The sequence below is a fragment of the Mesorhizobium sp. B2-3-12 genome (assembly GCF_006442205.1).
GTDB lineage: Bacteria > Pseudomonadota > Alphaproteobacteria > Rhizobiales > Rhizobiaceae > Mesorhizobium.
Genome location: NZ_VFVR01000003.1, coordinates 583,707 through 603,205 on the forward strand (window position 1 = coordinate 583,707; position 19,499 = coordinate 603,205).

Annotated in this window: 18 protein-coding genes; 10 read left to right on the top strand and 8 right to left on the bottom strand. The window is 64.6% G+C overall.

Annotated elements, in window-relative coordinates; translation table 11 throughout:
• Nucleotides 1-557: 557 nt before the first annotated feature.
• Nucleotides 558-1,496 (top strand): diacylglycerol kinase family protein, encoded by a 939-nt coding sequence (locus FJ948_RS13090; protein ID WP_140705073.1) that lies wholly within the window; start codon nt 558-560, stop codon nt 1,494-1,496.
• Nucleotides 1,497-1,588: 92 nt separating this feature from the next.
• Here FJ948_RS13090 and FJ948_RS13095 read toward each other — a convergent pair whose 3' ends face one another.
• From FJ948_RS13095 to FJ948_RS13105, 3 genes are read right to left on the bottom strand one after another with little or no spacing between them, the layout of a single operon-like run.
• Nucleotides 1,589-2,506, bottom strand: a complete 918-nt coding sequence (locus tag FJ948_RS13095) for an NAD(P)-dependent oxidoreductase (protein ID WP_140704898.1) — start codon at nt 2,504-2,506, stop codon at nt 1,589-1,591.
• Nucleotides 2,503-3,717, bottom strand: coding sequence for a mandelate racemase/muconate lactonizing enzyme family protein (locus tag FJ948_RS13100; RefSeq protein WP_140704900.1), 1,215 nt, complete (start codon nt 3,715-3,717; stop codon nt 2,503-2,505). Before FJ948_RS13100 ends, FJ948_RS13095 begins: the two co-directional genes overlap by 4 nt.
• Entirely contained in the window at nt 3,714-5,330 is a 1,617-nt protein-coding gene (locus FJ948_RS13105; protein WP_140704902.1) for a GMC family oxidoreductase N-terminal domain-containing protein, read from the bottom strand. The genes FJ948_RS13100 and FJ948_RS13105 overlap by 4 nt, the downstream gene beginning before the upstream one ends.
• A gap of 205 nt (nt 5,331-5,535) precedes the next feature.
• On the opposite strand from FJ948_RS13105, the gene FJ948_RS13110 reads away from it, so the two are divergent.
• From FJ948_RS13110 to FJ948_RS13125, 4 genes are all read left to right on the top strand, one after another.
• The gene (locus FJ948_RS13110; protein WP_140704904.1) at nt 5,536-6,477 is read left to right on the top strand and encodes a phosphoribosylaminoimidazolesuccinocarboxamide synthase; all 942 of its coding nucleotides are present in this window, start codon (nt 5,536-5,538) and stop codon (nt 6,475-6,477) included.
• Nucleotides 6,478-6,543: 66 nt separating this feature from the next.
• Entirely contained in the window at nt 6,544-7,425 is an 882-nt protein-coding gene (locus FJ948_RS13115; protein WP_140705075.1) for an alpha/beta hydrolase, read from the top strand.
• Nucleotides 7,426-7,517: 92 nt separating this feature from the next.
• Entirely contained in the window at nt 7,518-7,913 is a 396-nt protein-coding gene (locus FJ948_RS13120; protein WP_140704906.1) for an acyl-CoA thioesterase, read from the top strand.
• A gap of 115 nt (nt 7,914-8,028) precedes the next feature.
• Nucleotides 8,029-8,232, top strand: coding sequence for a hypothetical protein (locus FJ948_RS13125; protein WP_140704908.1), 204 nt, complete (start codon nt 8,029-8,031; stop codon nt 8,230-8,232).
• Nucleotides 8,233-8,401: 169 nt separating this feature from the next.
• Here FJ948_RS13125 and FJ948_RS13130 read toward each other — a convergent pair whose 3' ends face one another.
• The gene (locus FJ948_RS13130) at nt 8,402-8,770 is read right to left on the bottom strand and encodes a helix-turn-helix domain-containing protein (RefSeq protein ID WP_140704910.1); all 369 of its coding nucleotides are present in this window, start codon (nt 8,768-8,770) and stop codon (nt 8,402-8,404) included.
• A gap of 88 nt (nt 8,771-8,858) precedes the next feature.
• Between FJ948_RS13130 and FJ948_RS13135 the strand changes: the two genes are divergently transcribed.
• A complete protein-coding gene (locus tag FJ948_RS13135) occupies nt 8,859-9,464 on the top strand; it encodes an NADPH-dependent FMN reductase (RefSeq protein ID WP_140704912.1) in 606 nt (201 codons plus the stop codon).
• A 409-nt stretch (nt 9,465-9,873) separates the two neighbouring features.
• Here the strand turns inward: FJ948_RS13135 and FJ948_RS30905 are convergent, their stop codons facing one another.
• The 3 genes from FJ948_RS30905 to FJ948_RS13155 all read right to left on the bottom strand — a co-directional run bounded on the left by FJ948_RS30905 (nt 9,874) and on the right by FJ948_RS13155 (nt 11,945).
• Nucleotides 9,874-10,116 carry a hypothetical protein gene (locus FJ948_RS30905; RefSeq protein WP_181173649.1) on the bottom strand — a complete coding sequence of 81 codons (243 nt, stop codon included), beginning with the start codon at nt 10,114-10,116 and terminating at the stop codon, nt 9,874-9,876.
• Nucleotides 10,117-10,302: 186 nt separating this feature from the next.
• Nucleotides 10,303-11,544 carry an RNA polymerase sigma factor gene (locus tag FJ948_RS13150; protein ID WP_140704914.1) on the bottom strand — a complete coding sequence of 414 codons (1,242 nt, stop codon included), beginning with the start codon at nt 11,542-11,544 and terminating at the stop codon, nt 10,303-10,305.
• Nucleotides 11,541-11,945 (bottom strand): YciI family protein, encoded by a 405-nt coding sequence (locus FJ948_RS13155; RefSeq protein WP_140704916.1) that lies wholly within the window; start codon nt 11,943-11,945, stop codon nt 11,541-11,543. Before FJ948_RS13155 ends, FJ948_RS13150 begins: the two co-directional genes overlap by 4 nt.
• Before the next feature lie 246 nt (nt 11,946-12,191).
• On the opposite strand from FJ948_RS13155, the gene FJ948_RS13160 reads away from it, so the two are divergent.
• The 4 genes from FJ948_RS13160 (at nt 12,192) to FJ948_RS13175 (ending at nt 17,955) form a co-directional block, all read left to right on the top strand.
• A complete protein-coding gene (locus FJ948_RS13160; protein ID WP_140705076.1) occupies nt 12,192-13,070 on the top strand; it encodes a DMT family transporter in 879 nt (292 codons plus the stop codon).
• Nucleotides 13,071-13,382: 312 nt separating this feature from the next.
• The gene (locus tag FJ948_RS13165; protein WP_140704918.1) at nt 13,383-14,861 is read left to right on the top strand and encodes a family 16 glycosylhydrolase; all 1,479 of its coding nucleotides are present in this window, start codon (nt 13,383-13,385) and stop codon (nt 14,859-14,861) included.
• A gap of 35 nt (nt 14,862-14,896) precedes the next feature.
• Nucleotides 14,897-16,633, top strand: coding sequence for a type I secretion system permease/ATPase (locus FJ948_RS13170; RefSeq protein WP_140704920.1), 1,737 nt, complete (start codon nt 14,897-14,899; stop codon nt 16,631-16,633).
• A gap of 2 nt (nt 16,634-16,635) precedes the next feature.
• Nucleotides 16,636-17,955: an HlyD family type I secretion periplasmic adaptor subunit gene (locus tag FJ948_RS13175; RefSeq protein WP_140704922.1), complete on the top strand. Its 1,320-nt coding sequence runs from the start codon at nt 16,636-16,638 to the stop codon at nt 17,953-17,955.
• 191 nt (nt 17,956-18,146) lie between these two features.
• Here the strand turns inward: FJ948_RS13175 and FJ948_RS13180 are convergent, their stop codons facing one another.
• Nucleotides 18,147-19,457, bottom strand: a complete 1,311-nt coding sequence (locus FJ948_RS13180; RefSeq protein WP_140704924.1) for a hemolysin family protein — start codon at nt 19,455-19,457, stop codon at nt 18,147-18,149.
• Nucleotides 19,458-19,499 lie beyond the last annotated feature (42 nt).

A 19,499-nucleotide genomic window follows, 5' to 3' on the forward strand; every position in this document is an offset into this window, starting at 1 on the left:
AAAGTCGTCGCGCCATGCCGGCCTTGATTTTGACGGTCCTGCCAGTCATCACCCGAGGGCGATGCCCGTTCCAGACCACGCCGGCCTTCACCCTTGCGGGCTTTGCCCTGCGTGCCATCGAAGGTTTTTGCCGTCCTTCATGGCAGCATCGGTCCGCCGTCGGCGTTGGCACGCTTTCCGCGGCCCCGTAGGTCTCGGCTCCGTCCCTCGAACAGGCAAGCCTGCTCTCGCTTCGGGCCGTACGGGCCTCAGGAAATCCGCCTTTCACTTCCGCCTTTCGGCTTGGCGATCGGTAGCCGCCTGAGATGGGTTGAACTTACGCCGGGTAAGCGTCTTGGGGAATGCCCGTGCCCCTGTGGATAGCGGGATTATCGGGGACCGATGCCAGAAGCCAAGGAAATTCAAGCACGAACGCCTTAGACAGCCTGCCCGCTTTTTCGGCGCACGAACCCACACGGCCCTTGCCCTGCCGACGGACGCGGGTTTCAATGCCGGCAAAGGATCGGGGCCGGCAAAGGATCGGGTTCTCCATGCCCGGCGCCGGGGAGGGCGAGAATTTGAAGGTCGGAGTGGTGCTCAATCCGATTGCCGGCGGCGGCCGGCTGAAACGGCATTGGCCCGAAGTCGCGGCCGCGCTGAAAAAGCACTTCGGCGATTTCGAATTGCGCGAGACGCAGGCAGAGGGCGATGCCGAGCGGCTGGCGCTCGATCTGGCGGCAAACGGCTTCGACCTGGTGATCGCGGCCGGTGGCGACGGCACGGCGAGCGAAGTGGCCGACGGCTTGTTGCAGGCGCGCGAGGAGGGCGGCAGGACAACCGAACTCGGCCTCCTGCCGTGCGGCACCGGCATCGATTTCGCGCGCGGCCTCGGCCTGCCGAAGGAGATCGACGCGACGCTGAAACGGATTGCCGAAGCCAAGGCCAAGGCGGTCGACGCCGGCCGCATCTGCTATATCGACGACCATGGCGCGCTGGCCAGCCGCCACTTCATCAACATCGCCAGCCTCGGCCTGTCTGGCGCCACCGACCGCGCCGTCAATGCCGACAAGCGCAAGGGCAGGACGTCGGCCAAGGCGCTGTTCCTGTGGCGCACCGTGGTCGAGTTCACCCGTTACCGCTTTCAGGAGGTACGGATCACCGTCGACGACGGCGCCCCGGTCGAGGCGCGCATGGCGCTGGTGGCGGTGGCCAACGGCAAATTCTTTGGCGGCGGCATGATGATCGCGCCAGATGCGGAGCTGGCCGACGGACAGTTCGACATCGTCATCCTGCGCGCGGCGGGCAAGCTGAAGCTGATCTGGGACATCAGGCTGCTTTATGGCGGCAGGCACCGCAACCACCCGGCGATCACCATCCTGCGCGGCCGGAAAGTGGTTGTCGAACCGCTCGGCGACGTCGAGAAGAACGGTGCGCTCGTCGACATCGACGGCGAGTCCCCCGGGCGCATACCGGCGACCTTCGAGATCCTGCCCGGGGTGCTGGCGCTGAGATATTGAATCAAGAAGCTGAGAGCCTGATTCAATTGGTTGGCAGAGTGATTTCGCGTTGCCATCCAACGCGATGAAATTGCTTGATATCCTGTCCCGTCTCAGACTTCGAGCTTGGCCGGAAAACCAGGCGCGCGTAGCTCTGTTCCGACCGCGTCTTCCAGCAATTTGACGATCTGCGTCGACCAGGCGCCGCCGCCATAGGCTGCCTTGCCTTGCTCGAACATTGCGTTGACGCGCGATGCAAGCTCGAGCGGCACGCCGGATTTTTCGGCTATGGCGAGCGCGAAGCCAAGGTCCTTTAGCGCCAGGTCCATGGTGAAGCCGATGTCGTAGGAGCCGTTCAGCACGAGCTGGCTTTCGGTCTCGTGAACGAAGCTGTTGCCGGAAGAAGCAACGATGGCGTGGTAGGATTGCGCGAGGTCGAGCCCGCCTTGCTTGGCCAGCATCAGCGCCTCGCCGGCGGCGACGAGATGGATGAAGGCCAGCATGTTGGTGATGACCTTGATCACCGCCGCCGAGCCGACCGGACCCATCAGGAACGATTTCGCGCACATCGCCTCGATGGCCTTGCGGTGGCGCTCGTAGAGGGCCGCATCGCCGCCGACCAGCGCGGTGATCTTTCCAACCGCCGCCAGATGGACGCCGCCGGTGACCGGGCATTCCAATGTCTCGATCCCCTTGGCCGAGGCGAGGGCGGCAAGCCGCAAAATCTCGTCGCGGCCGTTGGTCGACATCTCGATCCAGGTGCCACCTTTTGGCAGGCCTTCCAGCAATCCGCCCGGGCCGGCCAGCACCGCTTCGCTGACCTTCGGCGAGGGCAGGCAGCTTATGGCATTGCCGCTCCGTGCCGCGGCTTCGGCCGGGGTGTTCGCTGACGTAGCGCCGAGCGCGACGAGGCGCTCGACGGCGGCGGGGTCGCGGTCGACAACGGTGACGGCAAAGCCGTTGCGGATCAGGCTGGCGGCAAGGTTGCCGCCGAGATGGCCAAGGCCGATGAAGGCGTAGCTTTCGCTCACGGCATCAGCGGCGTCTGCATCATCTGCAGATGCAGGTCCTTGCCAGTGTAGGGATGCGCGTCGCAGACCGCCTCGTTGAGTTCGACGCCGAGGCCGGGCTCCTTCGAGGGAATGACATTGCCGTCCTGCCATTCGATTTTCTTCTTCAGCAGCGTGGCGTGGAAACCGTCCCACTGCTTAAGCGATTCCAGGATCAGGAAGTTGGGCAAGGTCACCGCCAGCTGGATGTTGGCCGCGCCGACGATCGGCCCGCAATAGCAATGCGGCGCGATCTGGATGTGGTAGGCCTCGGCCATGGCGGCGATCTTCTTGGTTTCGAGAATGCCGCCGGAGCGGCCGAGGTCCGGCTGCAGGATGGTCGCGGCGCGGTTCTCGATGACGCGGGCGAATTCGAACTTCGTCGTCAGCCGCTCGCCGGTGGCGATCGGGATGGAAGTCGCACGCGCCACCTGCGCCATCACTTCGGGCATATCGGGCGGCACCGGCTCCTCGAACCAGAGGGGATCATAGGGCTCGATGGCGCGCGCCATGCGCAGCGCGCCCGATGCGGTGAACTGGCCGTGCGTGCCGAACAATATGTCGGCGCGGGTGCCGACCGCCTCGCGGATGGCCTTGATCATGCGGGTCGAGACATCGATGTCGACGAGGCGTGGCTGGTGGCCGTCGAAGGCGGTGTAGGGACCAGCCGGGTCGAGCTTGACGGCATTGAAACCCTGCTCGACATATTCGAGCGCGCAGGCCGCAGCCATCTCGGGGTCGTTGTAGACGTTCCTGCCGTCCGGCGCGTCCTCGGAATGGACGCTGCCGGTGTGCGGATAGAGATAGGTGTAGGAGCGCAGCGTCTCGTGCACCTGGCCGCCGAGCAGCTTGTAGACCGGCTTGTTGGCCTCCTTGCCGATGATGTCCCAGCAGGCCATTTCGAGTGCTGAGAAGCAGCCCATGCCGGAGACGTCGGGACGCTGGGTGAAGCCGGAGGAATAGGCGCGGCGGAAGAAGTTCTCGATGTCGTGCGGATCACGGCCGACGAGGTAGCGCTCGGCCATGTCCTCGATCATCCTGGCCGTGATGTGGGCCGAGAAGGTGGCGTTGTAGGCCTCGCCATAGCCGACCACGCCGCCATCGGTGGTCAGCTTGACGAAGATGAAGTATTTGCCGCCGATGCCGGGCGGCGGGTTGCCGACAACCCAGGTCTTGACGTCGGTGATCTTCATGTGTGGTCCTCCAGAACCAGTTCGGCGCCCTTCCACCCGGTCATGACCGAGGCGGCGTTGGTATTGCCGGTGATGTTGTCGGGAAAGATCGAGGCGTCGATGACGCGCAGCCCTTCAAGGCCGTGTACTTTCAGGCGCGGATCGACGACCGAACGCGAGGGGTCGGGCCCCATGCGGCAGGTCGACACCGGGTGGTAGACGGTGCCGGAGCGCTTCCTGAAATCGGTGATCAGGTCGGCGTCGGACTGGATCGACGGACCGGGCAACACCTCTTCGGCGATGATCTCGGCCATGGCAGGCATCGAGGCGATCTTGCGCACGAATTTCACCGCCGCCAGCATCTCGTCGACATCGGCATTGGTCGAGTAGGCGTTGGCGACGATTTTCGGATAATCCAGCGGGTTCTTGGAGCGGATCATGATCTCGCCCCGGCTCGATGGGCGGCAGTTGGACAGGCCGATGGAGAAACCCGGCCATGGATCGGGCGTCAGGATCGGCCGCTCGCCGTTCCTCGGGATGACGGTCGAGAAGGCCTGGAAATAGAGCTGCATGTTGGGCCGCGAAAACGCCGGATCGGTGCGGAAGAAGCCGCCGCCATGGTTCATCGACAGCGACAGCGGCCCGGAGCGCGTCAGGATGTACTGCATGCCGACGAGCAGCTTGCCCCACCAGGGGCGCAGGATCTGGTTGAGCGTCGGCAGCTTGCCCTTGAAGGTGTAGTTGATGCCGACATGGTCCTGCAGGTTGGCGCCGACATTCTCGCTGGCGTGGACGACCGGGATGCCCAGCCCCTTGAGCAGGGCCGAAGGGCCGACGCCGGAAAGCTGCAGCAGCTGCGGCGAGTTGATCGAGCCTGCGGACAGGATCACTTCGTGGCCGCCGCGCGCGGTCTTCGTCCGGCCGTTCTGAAGGTACTCGATGCCCACGGCACGCTTGCCCTCGAACAGGATGCGGCTGGCCAGCGCGTTGGTCTCGACGCGCACATTGGCGCGCTTCATCGCCGGGCGCAGGAAGGCGCGCGCGGCCGACATGCGGCGGCCGTTCCTGGTCGAGATCTGGTAGGTGCCGACGCCTTCCTGGGCCGCACCGTTGAAGTCGGGATTGAGCGGCAGGCCGGCCTGCTGGCCGGCGGCGAGATAGCGCTTGGTCAGCGGGTGGACGGCATCAGTGGTGTCGCTGATGTGGAGTGGCCCGCCGGTGCCGCGCCATGAGTCGGCGCCGGCCTCGTTGTCCTCGATCGCCTTGAAGGCGGGCAGCAGATCGTCATAGCCCCAGCCGAGGTTGCCGGCGGCGCGCCAATCGTCGAAATCCTCCCGCGCGCCTCGGATCCAGACCATGGCGTTGATCGAACTCGAGCCGCCGAGCAGCCTGCCGCGCGGCCAGTGGTCGACATTGCCGCCAAGGCCGGGGTCCGGCTCGGCCTTGTAGTTCCAGTTGACCTGGGGATCGAAGAAGGTCTTGCCGTAGCCGAGCGGCATCTGGACGTAGAAGCGGCGGTCGCTGCCGCCGGCCTCCAGCACCAGCACCGAGAAGCGGCCCGAGGCGGAGAGCTTGTCGGCCAGGACCGACCCGGCCGAGCCGGAGCCGACGATGATGAAGTCATAGGTCTGCATGATGGAAATGGGAGGCTCCTGAAAACAGGGCGCAGCCTAGACGTGGCGGTGTCGAGAAGTCGCCGGGCCTTCCGGCATGCGTTGTGAAAAAAGCGACCGCGATGTCGAGGCGAGTTGCGGGGAATACCGACAATCGCGCTTGATATGCATGGGGTCGACGGACTATGCGGTGACATCGGCCACTCTGCACAAGGCAGGAGAACCCATGCGTGTCCTGTCGGATGCTTTCATTCCCGAACTGCCGGGCTACTACAAAGGCAAGGTCCGCGAAAACTACGACCTGGCAGACGGCAGGCGCATCATCATCGCCACCGACCGGCTCAGCGCCTTCGACATCATCCTGACCTCGATCCCGTTCAAGGGAGAGATCCTCACCCAGACCGCGCGCTACTGGTTCGAGGAAACCGCCGACATCTGTCCGAACCATGTGCTCGAATATCCCGACCCGAACGTCGTGGTCGGCACAAGGCTCGACATCCTGCCGGTCGAGATCGTCGTGCGCGGCTATCTGGCCGGGACCACCAGCACCTCGATCCTGACCCGGTACAAGCGGGGCGAGCGGGAGATGTATGGAATGCGCCTGCCGGACGGAATGCGTGACAATGAGAAGCTGGCCGAACCGGTCATCACGCCGACCAGCAAGGCGGCCGATGGCGGCCATGACGAACCGTTGTCCAGGGCCGAGATCATCGGGCAGGGGCTGCTCACCCAGGCGCAATGGGACACCGTCTCGGACTACGCCTTGAAGCTGTTCGCCCGCGGCCAGGCGCGCGCCGCCGAGCGCGGCCTGATCCTTGCCGACACGAAATATGAATTCGGCACCAACAAGGACGGGAAGATCATTCTCGCCGACGAAATCCACACGCCCGACTCGAGCCGCTACTGGATCGCGGCGAGCTACGCACAGGCGCTGGAGAACGGCACGCGGCCGGAGAGCTTCGACAAGGATTTCATCCGCTCGTGGGTGACGGCGCGCTGCGATCCCTACAAGGACCCGATCCCCGAGATACCGGTCGAGATCGTCGAACAGGCTTCGCGCATCTATGCCCGGGCCTATGAGGCGATCACCGGCAAGACGTTTATGCCCGACCTGTCCGGCGACACGGTGCTGGACCGCATCCGAGCTGGCCTTGGCCGTTATTTCTAGGAGCCCATCAGCCTTGGCCTAGACTTGGACCTGGGAACCTTCCGTGGCACCGTTGATTTCGACATCATGTTCGACGGTTTCCGACTGGAGAAGGTCCGCCTTACGAGCGCGACGCTCCGCGTTCGTGTCGGCGGGAGCGGACCAGCAATCCTCTTGCTGCACGGGCATCCGCGCACGCATGTCACCTGGCACAAGGTAGCCGACCTCCTGGTGAAGGATCATACCGTTGTCTGCCCCGACTTGCGCGGGTTCGGGCAATCCTCGATTCCCGATGATACGACAGATCATTCCGGATCCTCGAAGCGAGCGAAGGCCCAGGATTGCATCGAACTGATGCGTTATTTGGGGTTCGACCGTTTCGCGGCGGTCGGGCATGATCGCGGCAGCTATACAGCCTTCAGGCTGGCGATGGACCACCCGGCCGCCGTCAGCCGTCTGATGATCCTGGATGGGGTTCCGATCCTCGAAGCACTGGAGCGCTGCGACGCCCGATTTGCCGCCGCATGGTGGCATTGGTTCTTCTTCGCGCAACCGGACAAGCCCGAGCGCGCCATAAGCGCTGCCCCCGAACAATGGTACGGCGGATCGCCGGGGGAGATGGGCAAAGAGGCGTATGCGGACTATCTCGAAGCGATCCGCAATCCCGAAATCGTCCATGGCATGATCGAAGATTATCGGGCCGGCCTGTCGATCGACCATCTCCACGATGCGGAAGATCGTCGATCGGGTCGCCGGATTCAGTGTCCGATGGCGGTGTTGTGGTCGCTGAAGGACGATCTCGAAGCCTTGTATGGAGATATCCTGGCAATCTGGAAACCTTGGGCAGGCTCGACTCTCACCGGCAAGGGACTGCCGAGCGGCCATCACATGGCGGAGGAAATTCCGGATATGCTGGCCTTCGAAATCAACACCTTCGTTGCCCCTGACCGAGCCGCCAATCCCCGTTGACTGCTTCCGCCATGACATCACCCGGTCGCGCGTTGACCTCCGGGCGCCTTGACGCTACGGGAGCGAGGGCAGTCGATATCGAGGGATCTCGCATGGTGCACTATGCCGATGGACGGCCGATCGGAGACCTGACGCTGCGCACGCTGGCCATGCCATCCGACGCCAACGCGGCCGGCGACATTTTCGGCGGCTGGGTGATGGCGCAGATGGACCTTGCCTGCGGCATCCGTGCCGCCGAGCGCGCCAGGGGCCGGGTGGTGACCGCGGCGGTCAAGGAGATGTCCTTCGCCAAGCCGATGAAGATCGGCGACACGCTGTGCATCTACACCCATGTCGAACGCGTCGGCCGCACCTCGATGACGCTCAAGGTCGAAGCTTGGGCGCAGCGCTATCTCTCCGACCTGATGGAAAAGGTGACGCACGCCGATTTCGTCATGGTCGCGCTCGACGGTGAGGGCAAGCCGAAAGCGGTTCCGCCGGAAGGCTGAGCGGGGCGGTTCGTCCAATCCCTGGCATTTGTAACATCGTCCTTGCGGACGATGCGCGTGGCGACATCCAATGGTTGCCTTCATCTCCGATCCTGACGGCGTTGGGGGAGAGACAATGCGTCAACACATGCTGAACGGCGGGCTCATGGCAGCCATGGTCGCCCTGGTCTGCCTGCTTGGCATAACCGCCTATGCCGAAGTCGAACAGGACCGTCCACGCACAGCCTGCTCGCAAGGCAATGTGCGGGGCAAGCAGCCGGCCGCACCTTGCGCAAACTGCGCTCCGGCGGCTTGCGAGGACGGGGCGCCAGGAGCCTGACTTTCACGCCTTTGGGATACCGACCGTTGTCAGCGGAGCGAAACTCGCGGGGCGCCGTCCGGACGGGCGCAAGACCAGGTTGCAGGTCTGGTCAACGAGTCAGGAATTCGACCGCGTCAGGCAATGCCGCTTGCTCTCGAAACTCCGCAGCCCTTGCCACGCAAGGGTTTCAGACACGCATCTCGTCGAATCTGGCGCGTGCCGACTGGACGCGTTGGGTGTTCTTGCGCGCCCATTCGCCAAGCGCCGCGACCGGCACCAGCAACTCGTGGCCGAGCTCGGTCAGCTCGTAATCGACGCGCGGCGGGATGGTCGGAAACACCTTGCGGGTGACGAAACCGTCGCGCTCCAGGCCGCGCAATGTGGTGGTCAGCATCTTCTGCGAGATGCCTCCGACAGCCGCGCGCAGCTCGTTGAAACGCAGCGGTCCGCCGCCAAGCTTGCCGACCACGAGCACGGTCCATTTGTCGCCGACACGCTGCAGGATTTCCGACACGGCCCGGCAGTCCTCGGTGTTATGCGGGTGCCTCAGTAACAAAAACGTGCCTCCTTGCGCGCCGAATTGTCAGTATCACATATAGCGCCGGTATCCAAACGATACCAAATTCCCGCAAGGAGAGCCCCTTATGTCCAAGCCCAAGATCGCCATTGTCGTCGGTTCGACGCGCGCCGCTCGCTTCGCCGACGTGCCGACGCAGTGGATCGCCAAGATCGCCAAGTCGCATGCCGACATCGATGTCGAAGTCGTCGACCTGCGTGACTTCCCGCTGCCCTTCTTCGACGAAGTGGCCTCCTCCGCCTGGGCGCCGTCGCAGAACGAAGTCGCGCAGCGCTGGCAGAAGAAGGTCGCCGAGTTCGACGGCTTCATCTTCACCGCCGCCGAATACAATCACGGCCCGACGGCCGTGCTGAAAAACGCCATCGACTACGCCGCCAACGAATGGAACAAGAAGCCGGCCGGCTTCGTCGGTTATGGCAGCGTCGGCGGCGCCCGCGCCGTCGAACAGCTTCGTCTCCACGCGGTCGAACTGCAGATGGCGCCGGTCAAGTCGGCCGTCCACATCGCCTGGGGCGACTTCCTCGCCGTGCGCCAGGGCGAGAAGAAGCTCGAGGATCTCGAACATCTGAACCAGGCCGCCACCGCGCTGGTCAACGACGTCGCCTGGTGGGCAAAGGTGCTGAAGGCCGCTCGCGCCGCCGATGCCATCGCCGGGGAAGCCCAGGCGGCCTGATCCACCGGATCGGATTGTCCTCCCAAGGAATATGGTGGCGGCGCTTGCGCCGCCCTTTTCTCGTTAGAGCGGTTCACCGTTTGGTGGAATCGCTGAGCCGCTCTAACCCTTTGTTTTTACGCAATTCCGGACGGAAAGCCGTTATACACTTTTCCAGGAATTGCTCTAGAGCCGACGCGCGCGGATCGGGCGTCCGCGTCGTCCTCCGGATGGGAGGGGTAGATCAGCCCCCGATCTCCGTCGACCCGAAACAGGATCGATACACGCCTCTCAAAGCCGACGACGCGTATCCCTGGTCCTATGGCATCGCGCACGGCGCCCCGTACTGTCATACTATTTCCAGACATAGGCCCAACTTGGCCGTCAGTGCGCACGTCGTTTTTGCTCCGATGCGCTCGCCCACCACCTGTCAGAAGCCGGTTTCGACAATCGTTTTCACCATCTCAGCATCTCGTCGCGGCGGCTCGCCAAAAAGGCGCTTGTACTCGCGGCTGAACCGCTGTCGGCGCTCGACCGCACGCTGCGCGATACCATGCGGCGCGAACTCAAACGGCTGCATCAGGAAACCGGCGTGACCTTCGTCTATGTTACCCATGACCAGGAGGAAGCCTACGCCATGTCGGATCGCATAGGTTGGCACCCCGCGCGACATATACCGCGCGCCCGCCTCACGCTTCGTCGCGGGCTTCCTCGGCGGCAACAACATCGTTTCGGCGCGTGTTGTCGATGGCGCGATGGAACTGTTCGGGAGCCGGGCGCCGATGCCCCGGGGCTACGAAGGCGCAAGGCCGCCATTCGTCGCGCGGCGATCGGGTGAACCCGCCGCCGGAGGAGTCGCCTAATCGCCCGCGCGGGCGAGCAGCAGCGCGCGCTCCCTGTCGTTGCCGGTCAATTGGGCGGCCTGGCGGAATGCGGCGCGGGCTTGCGCCTGATGGCCGAGCTTCTCCAGGAAATCGCCGCATACCGTGGGCAGGAGATGCGAGTCCTTCAGGCGCGGCTCGTCCTTCAGCGCCTCGACGATGGCGAGCCCTTGCGCCGGGCCGAACGCCATGCCGGCCGCCACCGCGCGGTTGAGTTCGACGATGGGCGAGGGGGCCGCCAAGGCAAGCGCCTGATAGTAGGCCGAAATCGCGATCCAGTCGGTGTCTTCGGCGGTCACCGCGCGGGCATGGCAGGCGGCGATCATCGCCTGCAGCAGATAGGGGCCGGGCGCCGAGGTCAGCGCCATGGCGCGGTTCAGGCCGTCGAGGCCGCCGCGGATGAGCGACCAGTCCCACCGGCCGCGGTCCTGGTCGAGCAGCAGGATCGGGTCGCCCGCCTTGCCGGTGCGGGCCGCGAAACGCGATGTGTTGAACTCCATCAGCGCCACCAGTCCCCGCACCTCGGGCTCATCGGGCAACAGCGCCGCCAGCGAGCGGCCGAGGCGCAGCGCCTCGGCGCACAGATCGGGGCGCAGCCAGTCCGGCCCTGTGGTCGCCACATAGCCCTCGTTGAAGATGAGATAGACCACCTCCAGCACCGCACTGACGCGGTCGCGCAGTTCCTCGGCGCGCGGCGTCTCGAACCGGATGCCGGCATCGCGAAGCGTCCGCTTGGCGCGCACGATGCGCTGGGCGGCGGTGGCTTCGGGCACCAGGAAGGCGCGGGCGATCTCGGGCGTCGACAGGCCGCCCAGGAGCCGCAGGACCAGCGCGGCGCGTTGCTCTGCCGGCAGCACGGGATGGCAAGCGGTGAAGATCAGCCGCAAGAGGTCGTCGTCGATATTCCGATCGAGCGCCGCCTCGAAGTCGGGCATCTCGCGCTCCAGTTCGGTGAGGTCGATGGCGAGTTCGCGATGCTTGCCGTCGATCATGGTGGTGCGGCGCAGCCGGTCGAGCGCGCGGTTCCTGGCGACCTCGGTCAACCAGGCGGCCGGGTTGCGCGGGATGCCGTCGCGAGGCCAGCGCTCCAGCGCCAGCACGAAAGCGTCTTGCGCGATTTCCTCGGCCAGCCCGACATCCCTGAGGATGCGCGCCAGTCTGGCGGTGAGCCTCGGCTGCTCGATCCGCCAGACGGCTTCGATGGTTCTATGGGCGATCAATCCTTGATCCTGCCGAGGCGATCCGCCACCTTCTGGACGTCCTCGGGAAATTCGCTCATTTCGAAGACCTGGCGGATTTCAATCGTGTCGTTCTCGCCTGCGGGGCAGCGACGGGCCCATTCGATGGCCTCGTCGCGCGAGCGCACGTCGATCACCCAATAGCCGCCCAGCACTTCCTTGACCTCGGCGAAGGGGCCGTCGACGACCACAGGCTTGCCACCCTTGAAGGTGACCCGCGCCCCTGAGGACGGCGGATGGAGGCCGTCGAGCGTCAGCAACACGCCGGCTTTCTTCAGTTCGTGATTGTATTTCATCATCCCTTCCACCGCCTCGGCGCTGGGCATGACATCGGGTGCGGCCGTAGCGTAGCCGCCGGGGATCATCAGCATCATGAACCGCATGGTCTTCTCCTTGTGGGGTTGGTTCAATCATATGACGAACCGGCCACGGCGTAATCGACACGCGTGCGGCAAAAAGTTTGGACCCCAGTGGCTCGGCTCCCCGGTCATGCCACATCCGGCATGGTTGGACCGCCTTATCGGCGGGGCTGCCATCTGGTCCCGCCGGTCCGCCCTGATATATCCGGCTGCGATCCATCACATGAGGGCCTCGTGAAGTCATCCAGCCTGGCAGGCGCCGTTTCTCCCATGGTCCCGGTGCTTGTCTGCGCGCTCGGCATCTTCCTGCTGTCGGGAATGGACGCGGCGATGAAGGTGCTGGTCCTGGCGGTCGGCGTCTACAACACCATGCTGTGGCGCAGCATGCTGGCAACCGTGGTCGCGGCCACAGGCTGGTCGATGGGGCCACGCAAATTACCCGCTCCCTCGGTACTGAAGCTGCATGCGCTACGTGCCGCGGTCGTCGGCGTCGTCCTGCTGTCCTTCTTCTGGGGGCTCGCCAGGCTGCCGCTGGCGGAGGCGATCGGGCTCAGTTTCGTCGCACCTTTGTTTGCCTTGCTGCTCGCCGCGCTGCTGCTCGGCGAACGCATACAGCGTCAGGCGGTCTGGGCCTCGCTGGCCGGCATAGCCGGTGTAGCAATCATCGTCGGCGGTCAGTTCGGTCAGGCGAACCACGCCAGGGATGCCTTGCTCGGCACGGCGGCGGTGCTGGTATCGACAGTATTCTACGCCTACAATCTGATCCTCGCCCGGCAGCAGGCGCAGGTGGCCAAACCGATCGAGATCATGCTGTTCCAGAACCTTTGCGTGGCAATCATGCTCGGTCTTGCGGCGCCCTGGCTCGCCATTTCCCTGCCGAGGGAGTTCTGGCTTCCGCTTGCGGGAGTGACGGCGCTGTCGCTCGCCGGCCAGTTCCTGATGAGCTGGGCCTATGCGCGCGCCGAAGCGCAATATCTGATCCCGACGGAGTATTCGGCCTTCATCTGGGCGATCGCGCTTGGCTGGTTCTTCTTCGACGAGGCGGTGACCTGGACGACGCTGGCGGGAGCGGGCCTCATCGTGGCCAGCTGCCTGATCGCGGCGCGGTCAAATCCCAGGCTTGCCGAGCCGATCGAAGCCGCCGTCTGAGGGCGCGCTTGCCGTACGCCAGGCACCGAGAAGGGAGGCTGACGGGCTCGTAGGAGGATGGCCATCATCTAAGTAGATTGTTCATCTAAGTAGATCCTTTGCAATTTCTAATTTATACACCATTTTACTAAATAGCTTGGCTTAAGCGGTGCTTTTTTCCGAACGATAAGTATATGTCTTCTGAAAGATCGATGTTATGCTGGAACGCTAATGATTCCCCGGAACGAAACCGTTCCTCTCAGCATTGATCCGATGTGGCCATCGTAAGCGAACGGTTCGAGACGGCCAGGCATCGCGAGGAGGATTTATCCGATGAGCTTCTTCGTCAACGCACTCGGCGTCCCTCTTCCCTATAGCGGCGCTTCCAACCATTGGTACTCGGCGGCAGGAGCCGGGCCGGACCTGTACGGCAGCACCGGGAACGACTCCTTCTACGGAGCAGGCGGCGCCAACGTCACCATGCATGGTGGCACGGGCGACGACATCTATTACCTCTATGGGGCGGGTAACAAGGTGGCAGAAGGCGCTGGCGCGGGCATCGACACGATCAGTACATGGATGAGCTACAAGCTCCCCGACAATGTCGAGAACCTCATCGTCACGAACCCGAACAACTATGCCTTCGGAAATACGTTGGACAACATCATCACCGCCCAGGCCGGACACCAGACGATCGATGGCGGCGCGGGAAACGATGTGCTGATCGATGGCGGCGGCGGCTACGACACGTTCGTCATCTCGAAAGGCAATGGCAGCGATCTGATCACGAATTTCGCCGCCACCGACACCGTCCGTCTCAATGGCTACGGGTTCACGTCGTTCGACGCCATCCACTCGAACATGATCCAGGCGGGTTCGAACGTGCTGTTGAATTTGGGATCCGGCGAGATCCTCGAGTTCAAGGACACGACCATCGACAAGCTGCAGCCCGGCCAGTTCAAATTGCCGATCGACATGTCCACGATGAAGCTGTCCTTCAGCGACGATTTCAACGCGCTCAATCTTCACAACGCCCAGGGCGGCACATGGGATACCAATTTCTCGTGGGGTGCTCCGAACGGCAGCACCTTGACCAGCAATGGCGAACTGCAATGGTACATCGACGCAAATTACGCGCCGACGAGTTCAGTCCATCCGTTCAGCGTGGGGAACGCCGTGCTCACCATCACCGCGGCGCAGGCGCCGGCCGACATCAAGCCGCTGATCAACAACTACGAATACACGTCAGGCATCATCACGACGCATGACACGTTCTCGCAGACCTACGGCTATTTCGAAATGCGCGCCGACCTGCCCGAAAACACCGGCGCCTGGCCGGCCTTCTGGCTGCTGCCGGAGGACGGTTCGTGGCCGCCGGAACTCGATGTGGTGGAAACGCGCGGGCAGGACCCGAACTCGCTGATCATGACGGCGCACTCGAATGCAACGGGGACGCACACCAAGGTCACGTCGACGGTGAATACGATGGATACCGCGGGCTTCCACACCTATGGCCTGCTTTGGACACCGGACAAGCTGGTCTGGACCTATGACGGTGTGCAGGTCGCGGAAGCGGCGACGCCGTCCGACATGCACAAGCCCATGTACATGCTGGCGGATCTCGCGGTCGGCGGCTTTGCCGGCGCGCCCCCGGACCATCTGGCGACGCCGGCCGAGATGAAGATCGACTATATCCGCGCCTATACGCTGGACAATGCGCCGGCGAGCGCTTTGCACACCACCAGCACCGCCACGCATAGCATCGCCAGCAGCACGCTGCACAATGGTTCCGAATTCGGGGGCCACTCGTAAGGTCTCGAAATCATGCAGCGGCAGGGAATGCGGAAATGACTGGACCGTCCGGCCTGCGTCCGGTCTTCCTGCGCGCCGTCGTCGATGTCGGCGTCTTCTCGCTGCTGATCAACGTCCTGCTTCTGGTCGTTCCGCTCTATTTGCTGCAGGTCTATGACCGCGTGCTGCCGTCCTCCAGCATCGAGACGCTCGTCTATCTCTCGGGCATCGCGGTCTTCGCGCTCGCTTTCCTCGGGCTGCTGGACGCGATCCGCGCCGTTTATACCCAGCGCGTCGCGGCGACTGTCGACCGCAAGCTCGGTGCCGGCACCTTCGCCATTTCGCTTGGCGCGAAATATGCCGGCGGCCTGTCGCCGCTGCGTGACCTCGCCTCGGTCTGCGCCTTCATCAGGTCGCGCGGCGTGGCGGTGTTGTTCGACCTGCCCTTCGCCCCTGTCTTCCTTGCCTTGCTCTACCTCATCCATCCGGTGCTGTTCTGGGTGACGGTCGCCGGCGCGGTGCTTCTGATTTTCCTGGTCGTGGCCAACCAGCTCGCCATCGGCCGGAACGACGCCTTGTCCACCGAGCGTTCGGCTTTGGCCAGCCAGGCGGAACAGGCCTTTGCCCGCAATGCGGACACGCTGCGCGCCATGGGCATGGTGGAGAACGCCGCGCGGGTCTGGGGACGGCACGTGGCGGCGGCGCTCACCTTCCACGATCGTTCCTCAAGCGCCAATGCGATCTTCAGCGGCGCCTCGCGGGCGCTGCGCATGGTGCTGCAACTGGCGATCCTCGGCGCCGGCGCATGGCTTGTGATCCAGGGGCAGATGACGGCCGGCATGATCTTCGCCTCTTCGCTGGTCTCGTCGCGCGCCCTGCAGCCGCTCGACCAGTTGATCGGCGCCTGGCGGCAGATCGCCGACGCCCGGCGCGCCTGGGCACGGCTGGAAAAGGCGCTCGCGGCAGGCCCGGCCGAGCCGCGAAAACTGATCCTGCCCGACCCGGCGGGGGCGATTTCCGTGCAGGACGTCTTCTTCATGGCGCCGAATGCCCAACCCGGCACGGAGCCCATCCTCAAGCGGCTGAATTTTGCGATCGGCGCGGGCGAGGCGCTGGCCATCGTCGGCCCGAGCGGCGCCGGCAAATCGACGCTGGCGCGGTTGCTCGTGGGAGCCGCTCAACCCACCGGCGGCTCGATCAGGATCGACGGCGCCGACCTCGGGACCTGGGACGAAAACCAGCTCGGAAAGCATTTCGGCTACCTGGCTCAGGAAGTGGAACTCTTTCCAGGATCGATCGCGCAGAACGTCGCCCGCTTCGACCCGGAAGCGGACGACGCCGCGATCATCGAGGCGGCGGCGCGCGCCCAGGCGCACGAGCTGATCCTGGCGCAGCGCGACGGCTACCAGACCATGGTCGGCCCGTCGGCCAGGGCGCTGTCGGGCGGCGAACGCCAGCGGATCGGGCTGGCGCGCGCCTTCTACGGCAATCCGCGATTGCTGGTCCTGGACGAGCCCAGTTCCCATCTCGACGGTGCCGGCGAGGCCGCGCTCGAAGCGGTGGTTTCGGCGGCGCGGCAGGCGGGCGTCACGGTCATCGTGGTCACCCATCGTCCTTCGATCGCCGCCGCCTGCGACCGCGTGTTGCTGTTGCGTGGCGGCATGATCGAAGCCTTCGGCCCAAGCGGCGAGGTGCTGCGGCGCTCGGCCAGCAGCAAGGGCCCGCGGCAGGGCACGGTGGTGACCGGGTCGTTCGTCCCGACGATCCGCGCGCATGGCGGTTTCGGATCGTAGCGATGACCACACAGAGCCTCGCCTGGGATAGCCAGCCACGCACCAACATAAGACGCGTGGCGTTCACCGGTTATGCCGCCATAGCGCTGCTGGCGGGCGGCTTCGGCTACTGGGCCGTCAGCGCGCCCTTGTCGGGAGCGGTGATCACCCAAGGCACGATCTCGGCGACGGGCGGAAACATCCTGATCCAGCAGCCCGAGGGCGGCATCGTGCAGGCGCTGCTGGTCCATGAAGGCGATCGCGTCCAACCAGACCAGGATCTGGTGGTGCTGGATCCGACAGCCGCGCAGGCCAACCTCAACCGGCTGACGAGACAGTCGATCGCGCTCAGGGCAAGTGCGGCGCGGCTGGAGGCGGAACGCGACGGGTTGAACGGGCTGGCGCCAATCACCGAAGCGGCGCCGGCGCCCCTGCAGCAGGATTTCGAGACCCTGGTTGGAGAACAGCGGAAGGAATTCGATGCCAGGCTTGCCCGGTTCCGCTCCGAACAATCGATCCTGGCGCAACGGGTCGCCATGCATCGGCAGTCGGTGGTGGGATTGCAGGCTCAGCAAAGGGCCGTCCAGCAACAGGCCGAGATCGTCAACAAGGAGCTCGGCATCAAGACCGGCTTGCTGGATAAGGGCCTCACCAATCGAACCGAATACTCCCAGCTGTTGCGCAGCGAGGCCGATCTGGTCGGGCAGGCGGGGGCGCTGGAGGCCAATCTCGCCGCGGCCAACACCCAGATCGTCGAAGCCCAGCAGCAGACCGAGCGGCTGACCACGCAACGCGTCGAGGAAGCGCTGACGAAACTGGACGACGTCCGCTCCAACCTGGCCGACGTCGAGGAACAGATCAGGGCGGCGCGCGCGGTGCTGCGGCGAACGATGATCAAGGCGCCGGCGGCGGGCATCGTGGTGTCGTCGACCTACAATTCCAAAGGCAGCGTGATTGCTCCGGGCGAAAAGATCATGGAGATCCTGCCCACCGCTTCGGGGCTGGTCGTCGATGCGAAGCTGCGGCCGAAGGACATCGACCAGGTCCGTGTCGGCCAACCGGCGAAACTGCGATTGTCCGCCTTGAACGCGCGGCTGACGCCCGAGGTTTCAGCCACCGTGACACAGATTTCGGCGGATCGGCTCACCGACCCGGCCACGCGCGAACCCTATTTCCGCGCCAAGCTGACGATTGCCGCCGACCTGCCGCCCGGCGTGCGGCGCGAGCAGCTTTATCCGGGGACACCGGTCGAGGCGTTCATCAGCACCGGCGATAGGACGTTCTTCGCGTATCTCGCGCGGCCGATGCTCGATTCCTTCGCGCGCGCTTTCGCGGAGCAGTAGATCGCGGACCGGCAAACAGCCCGCGCGATGCTAGAGCCGTTCCGCGTTTCACGGAATCGCGAACGGGCTCTAACTCTTTGTTTTTACGCAATTCCCAAGGGGAAGCGCTACGCGCTTCTCCCGGGAAAACCGTTTCACACTTTTCCTGGAATTGCTCTAATAACCGCCACCGGCCCTGGGCATTTGAACGGTCAGCGCGCCACTTCGCGGTGGCCGCTGGGCAGGCGGGTGGCGATCAGCTTGTCGATGCGGCGGCCGTCGAGGTCGACCACCTCGAAGCGCCAGCCCTGCGCGTCGACGCATTCGCCGGTCGCCGGCAGATGGTGCATGTGCGACAGCACATAGCCGGCGACGGTTTCGTAGTCGCGATTTTCCGGCAGGTCGATGCCCAGCACCTCGGCCATCTCGTCGGCCTGCATGTAGCCGGCGAGCAGCCATGAGCCGTCGTCGCGCTGGACGGCGTTTTCTTCCTCGCCGGCCTCGAGGTCCGAGCGGAAGACGCCGGTGATGGCCTCCAGAATGTCGGCCGGCGTGACGATGCCTTCGAAATGGCCGTATTCGTCATGCACCAGCGCCATCGGCACGTCGCTTTCCTTCAGCTTCTGCAGCACGTCGAGCGCATCGGCCTGGTCGTGCACGATGGGTGCGGTGCGCACATATTTACGCGGATCGAGCGCACGCCCGCCGAGCAGCGCGGCCAGCACGTCGCGCGTCTGGATGACGCCAATCATGGCGTCCACCCCGCCGTCGCCGGCGGGCAGGCGCGAATGCTGGGTGTCCATCAGCAGCTTGCGGATCGTGGCTTCATCGGATTGCAGGTTGATCCAGTCGACATCGGTGCGCGGCGACATCACGGCGCGCACGGCGCGGTCGCCAAGCCGCATGACGCCGGCGATCATGCGCCGCTCGTCGGATTCGATGGTGCCGTGATGCTCGGCCTCGGCGACCAGCATCTTGATTTCCTCGTCGGTGACCTTTTCCTCGCTTTCGCCGCGCTGGCCAAGCAGCCAGAGCACGGCACGGCCCGAAATGTCGAGCAGGAAGACCAGAGGGGCCGAGACGGTGGCGAGGATCGTCATCGCCGGCGCCGCTCGTGCCGCGACGCGCTCGGGATCGCGCAACGCGATCTGCTTGGGCACCAGTTCGCCGATGATCAGCGAGAAATAGGTGATGATGGCCACGACGATGCCGACGCCGAGCGGATCGGCGATGTTTTCGCGGATGCCCGCCGAGGCCAGATATTGCGCCAGCCTCTGACCGAGCGTGGCGCCGGAGAAGGCGCCCGAGAGCACGCCGACCAGCGTGATGCCGATCTGTACGGAAGACAGGAATTTGCCGGGATTGGAGCCAAGCGCCAAAGCGCGGCCGGCACCCTTGACATTGCGGTCGATCATCGCCTTCAGGCGAGCCGGCCGCGATGAGACGATGGCGAGTTCGGACATCGACAGAAGGCCGTTCACGCAGATGAGGACGACCACGGTGGCGATTTCAACGTATAACATGAGGGCTCAATAGCATTGCCGCACGGCTTTCGAAAATAGTCG

Bases quoted from the DNA above. Each gene is read 5' to 3' on its own strand.
- FJ948_RS13175 (WP_140704922.1), top strand. From the start codon at position 16,636: ATGACCACACAGAGCCTCGCCTGGGATAGCCAGCCACGCACCAACATA.
- FJ948_RS13155 (WP_140704916.1), bottom strand. From the start codon at position 11,945: ATGCGGTTCATGATGCTGATGATCCCCGGCGGCTACGCTACGGCCGCA.
- FJ948_RS13115 (WP_140705075.1), top strand. From the start codon at position 6,544: ATGTTCGACGGTTTCCGACTGGAGAAGGTCCGCCTTACGAGCGCGACG.
- FJ948_RS13110 (WP_140704904.1), top strand. From the start codon at position 5,536: ATGCGTGTCCTGTCGGATGCTTTCATTCCCGAACTGCCGGGCTACTAC.
- FJ948_RS13125 (WP_140704908.1), top strand. From the start codon at position 8,029: ATGCGTCAACACATGCTGAACGGCGGGCTCATGGCAGCCATGGTCGCC.
- FJ948_RS13180 (WP_140704924.1), bottom strand. From the start codon at position 19,457: ATGTTATACGTTGAAATCGCCACCGTGGTCGTCCTCATCTGCGTGAAC.
- FJ948_RS13170 (WP_140704920.1), top strand. From the start codon at position 14,897: ATGACTGGACCGTCCGGCCTGCGTCCGGTCTTCCTGCGCGCCGTCGTC.
- FJ948_RS13135 (WP_140704912.1), top strand. From the start codon at position 8,859: ATGTCCAAGCCCAAGATCGCCATTGTCGTCGGTTCGACGCGCGCCGCT.
- FJ948_RS13100 (WP_140704900.1), bottom strand. From the start codon at position 3,717: ATGAAGATCACCGACGTCAAGACCTGGGTTGTCGGCAACCCGCCGCCC.
- FJ948_RS13105 (WP_140704902.1), bottom strand. From the start codon at position 5,330: ATGCAGACCTATGACTTCATCATCGTCGGCTCCGGCTCGGCCGGGTCG.
- FJ948_RS30905 (WP_181173649.1), bottom strand. From the start codon at position 10,116: ATGTCGCGCGGGGTGCCAACCTATGCGATCCGACATGGCGTAGGCTTC.
- FJ948_RS13120 (WP_140704906.1), top strand. From the start codon at position 7,518: ATGGTGCACTATGCCGATGGACGGCCGATCGGAGACCTGACGCTGCGC.
- FJ948_RS13160 (WP_140705076.1), top strand. From the start codon at position 12,192: ATGGTCCCGGTGCTTGTCTGCGCGCTCGGCATCTTCCTGCTGTCGGGA.
- FJ948_RS13165 (WP_140704918.1), top strand. From the start codon at position 13,383: ATGAGCTTCTTCGTCAACGCACTCGGCGTCCCTCTTCCCTATAGCGGC.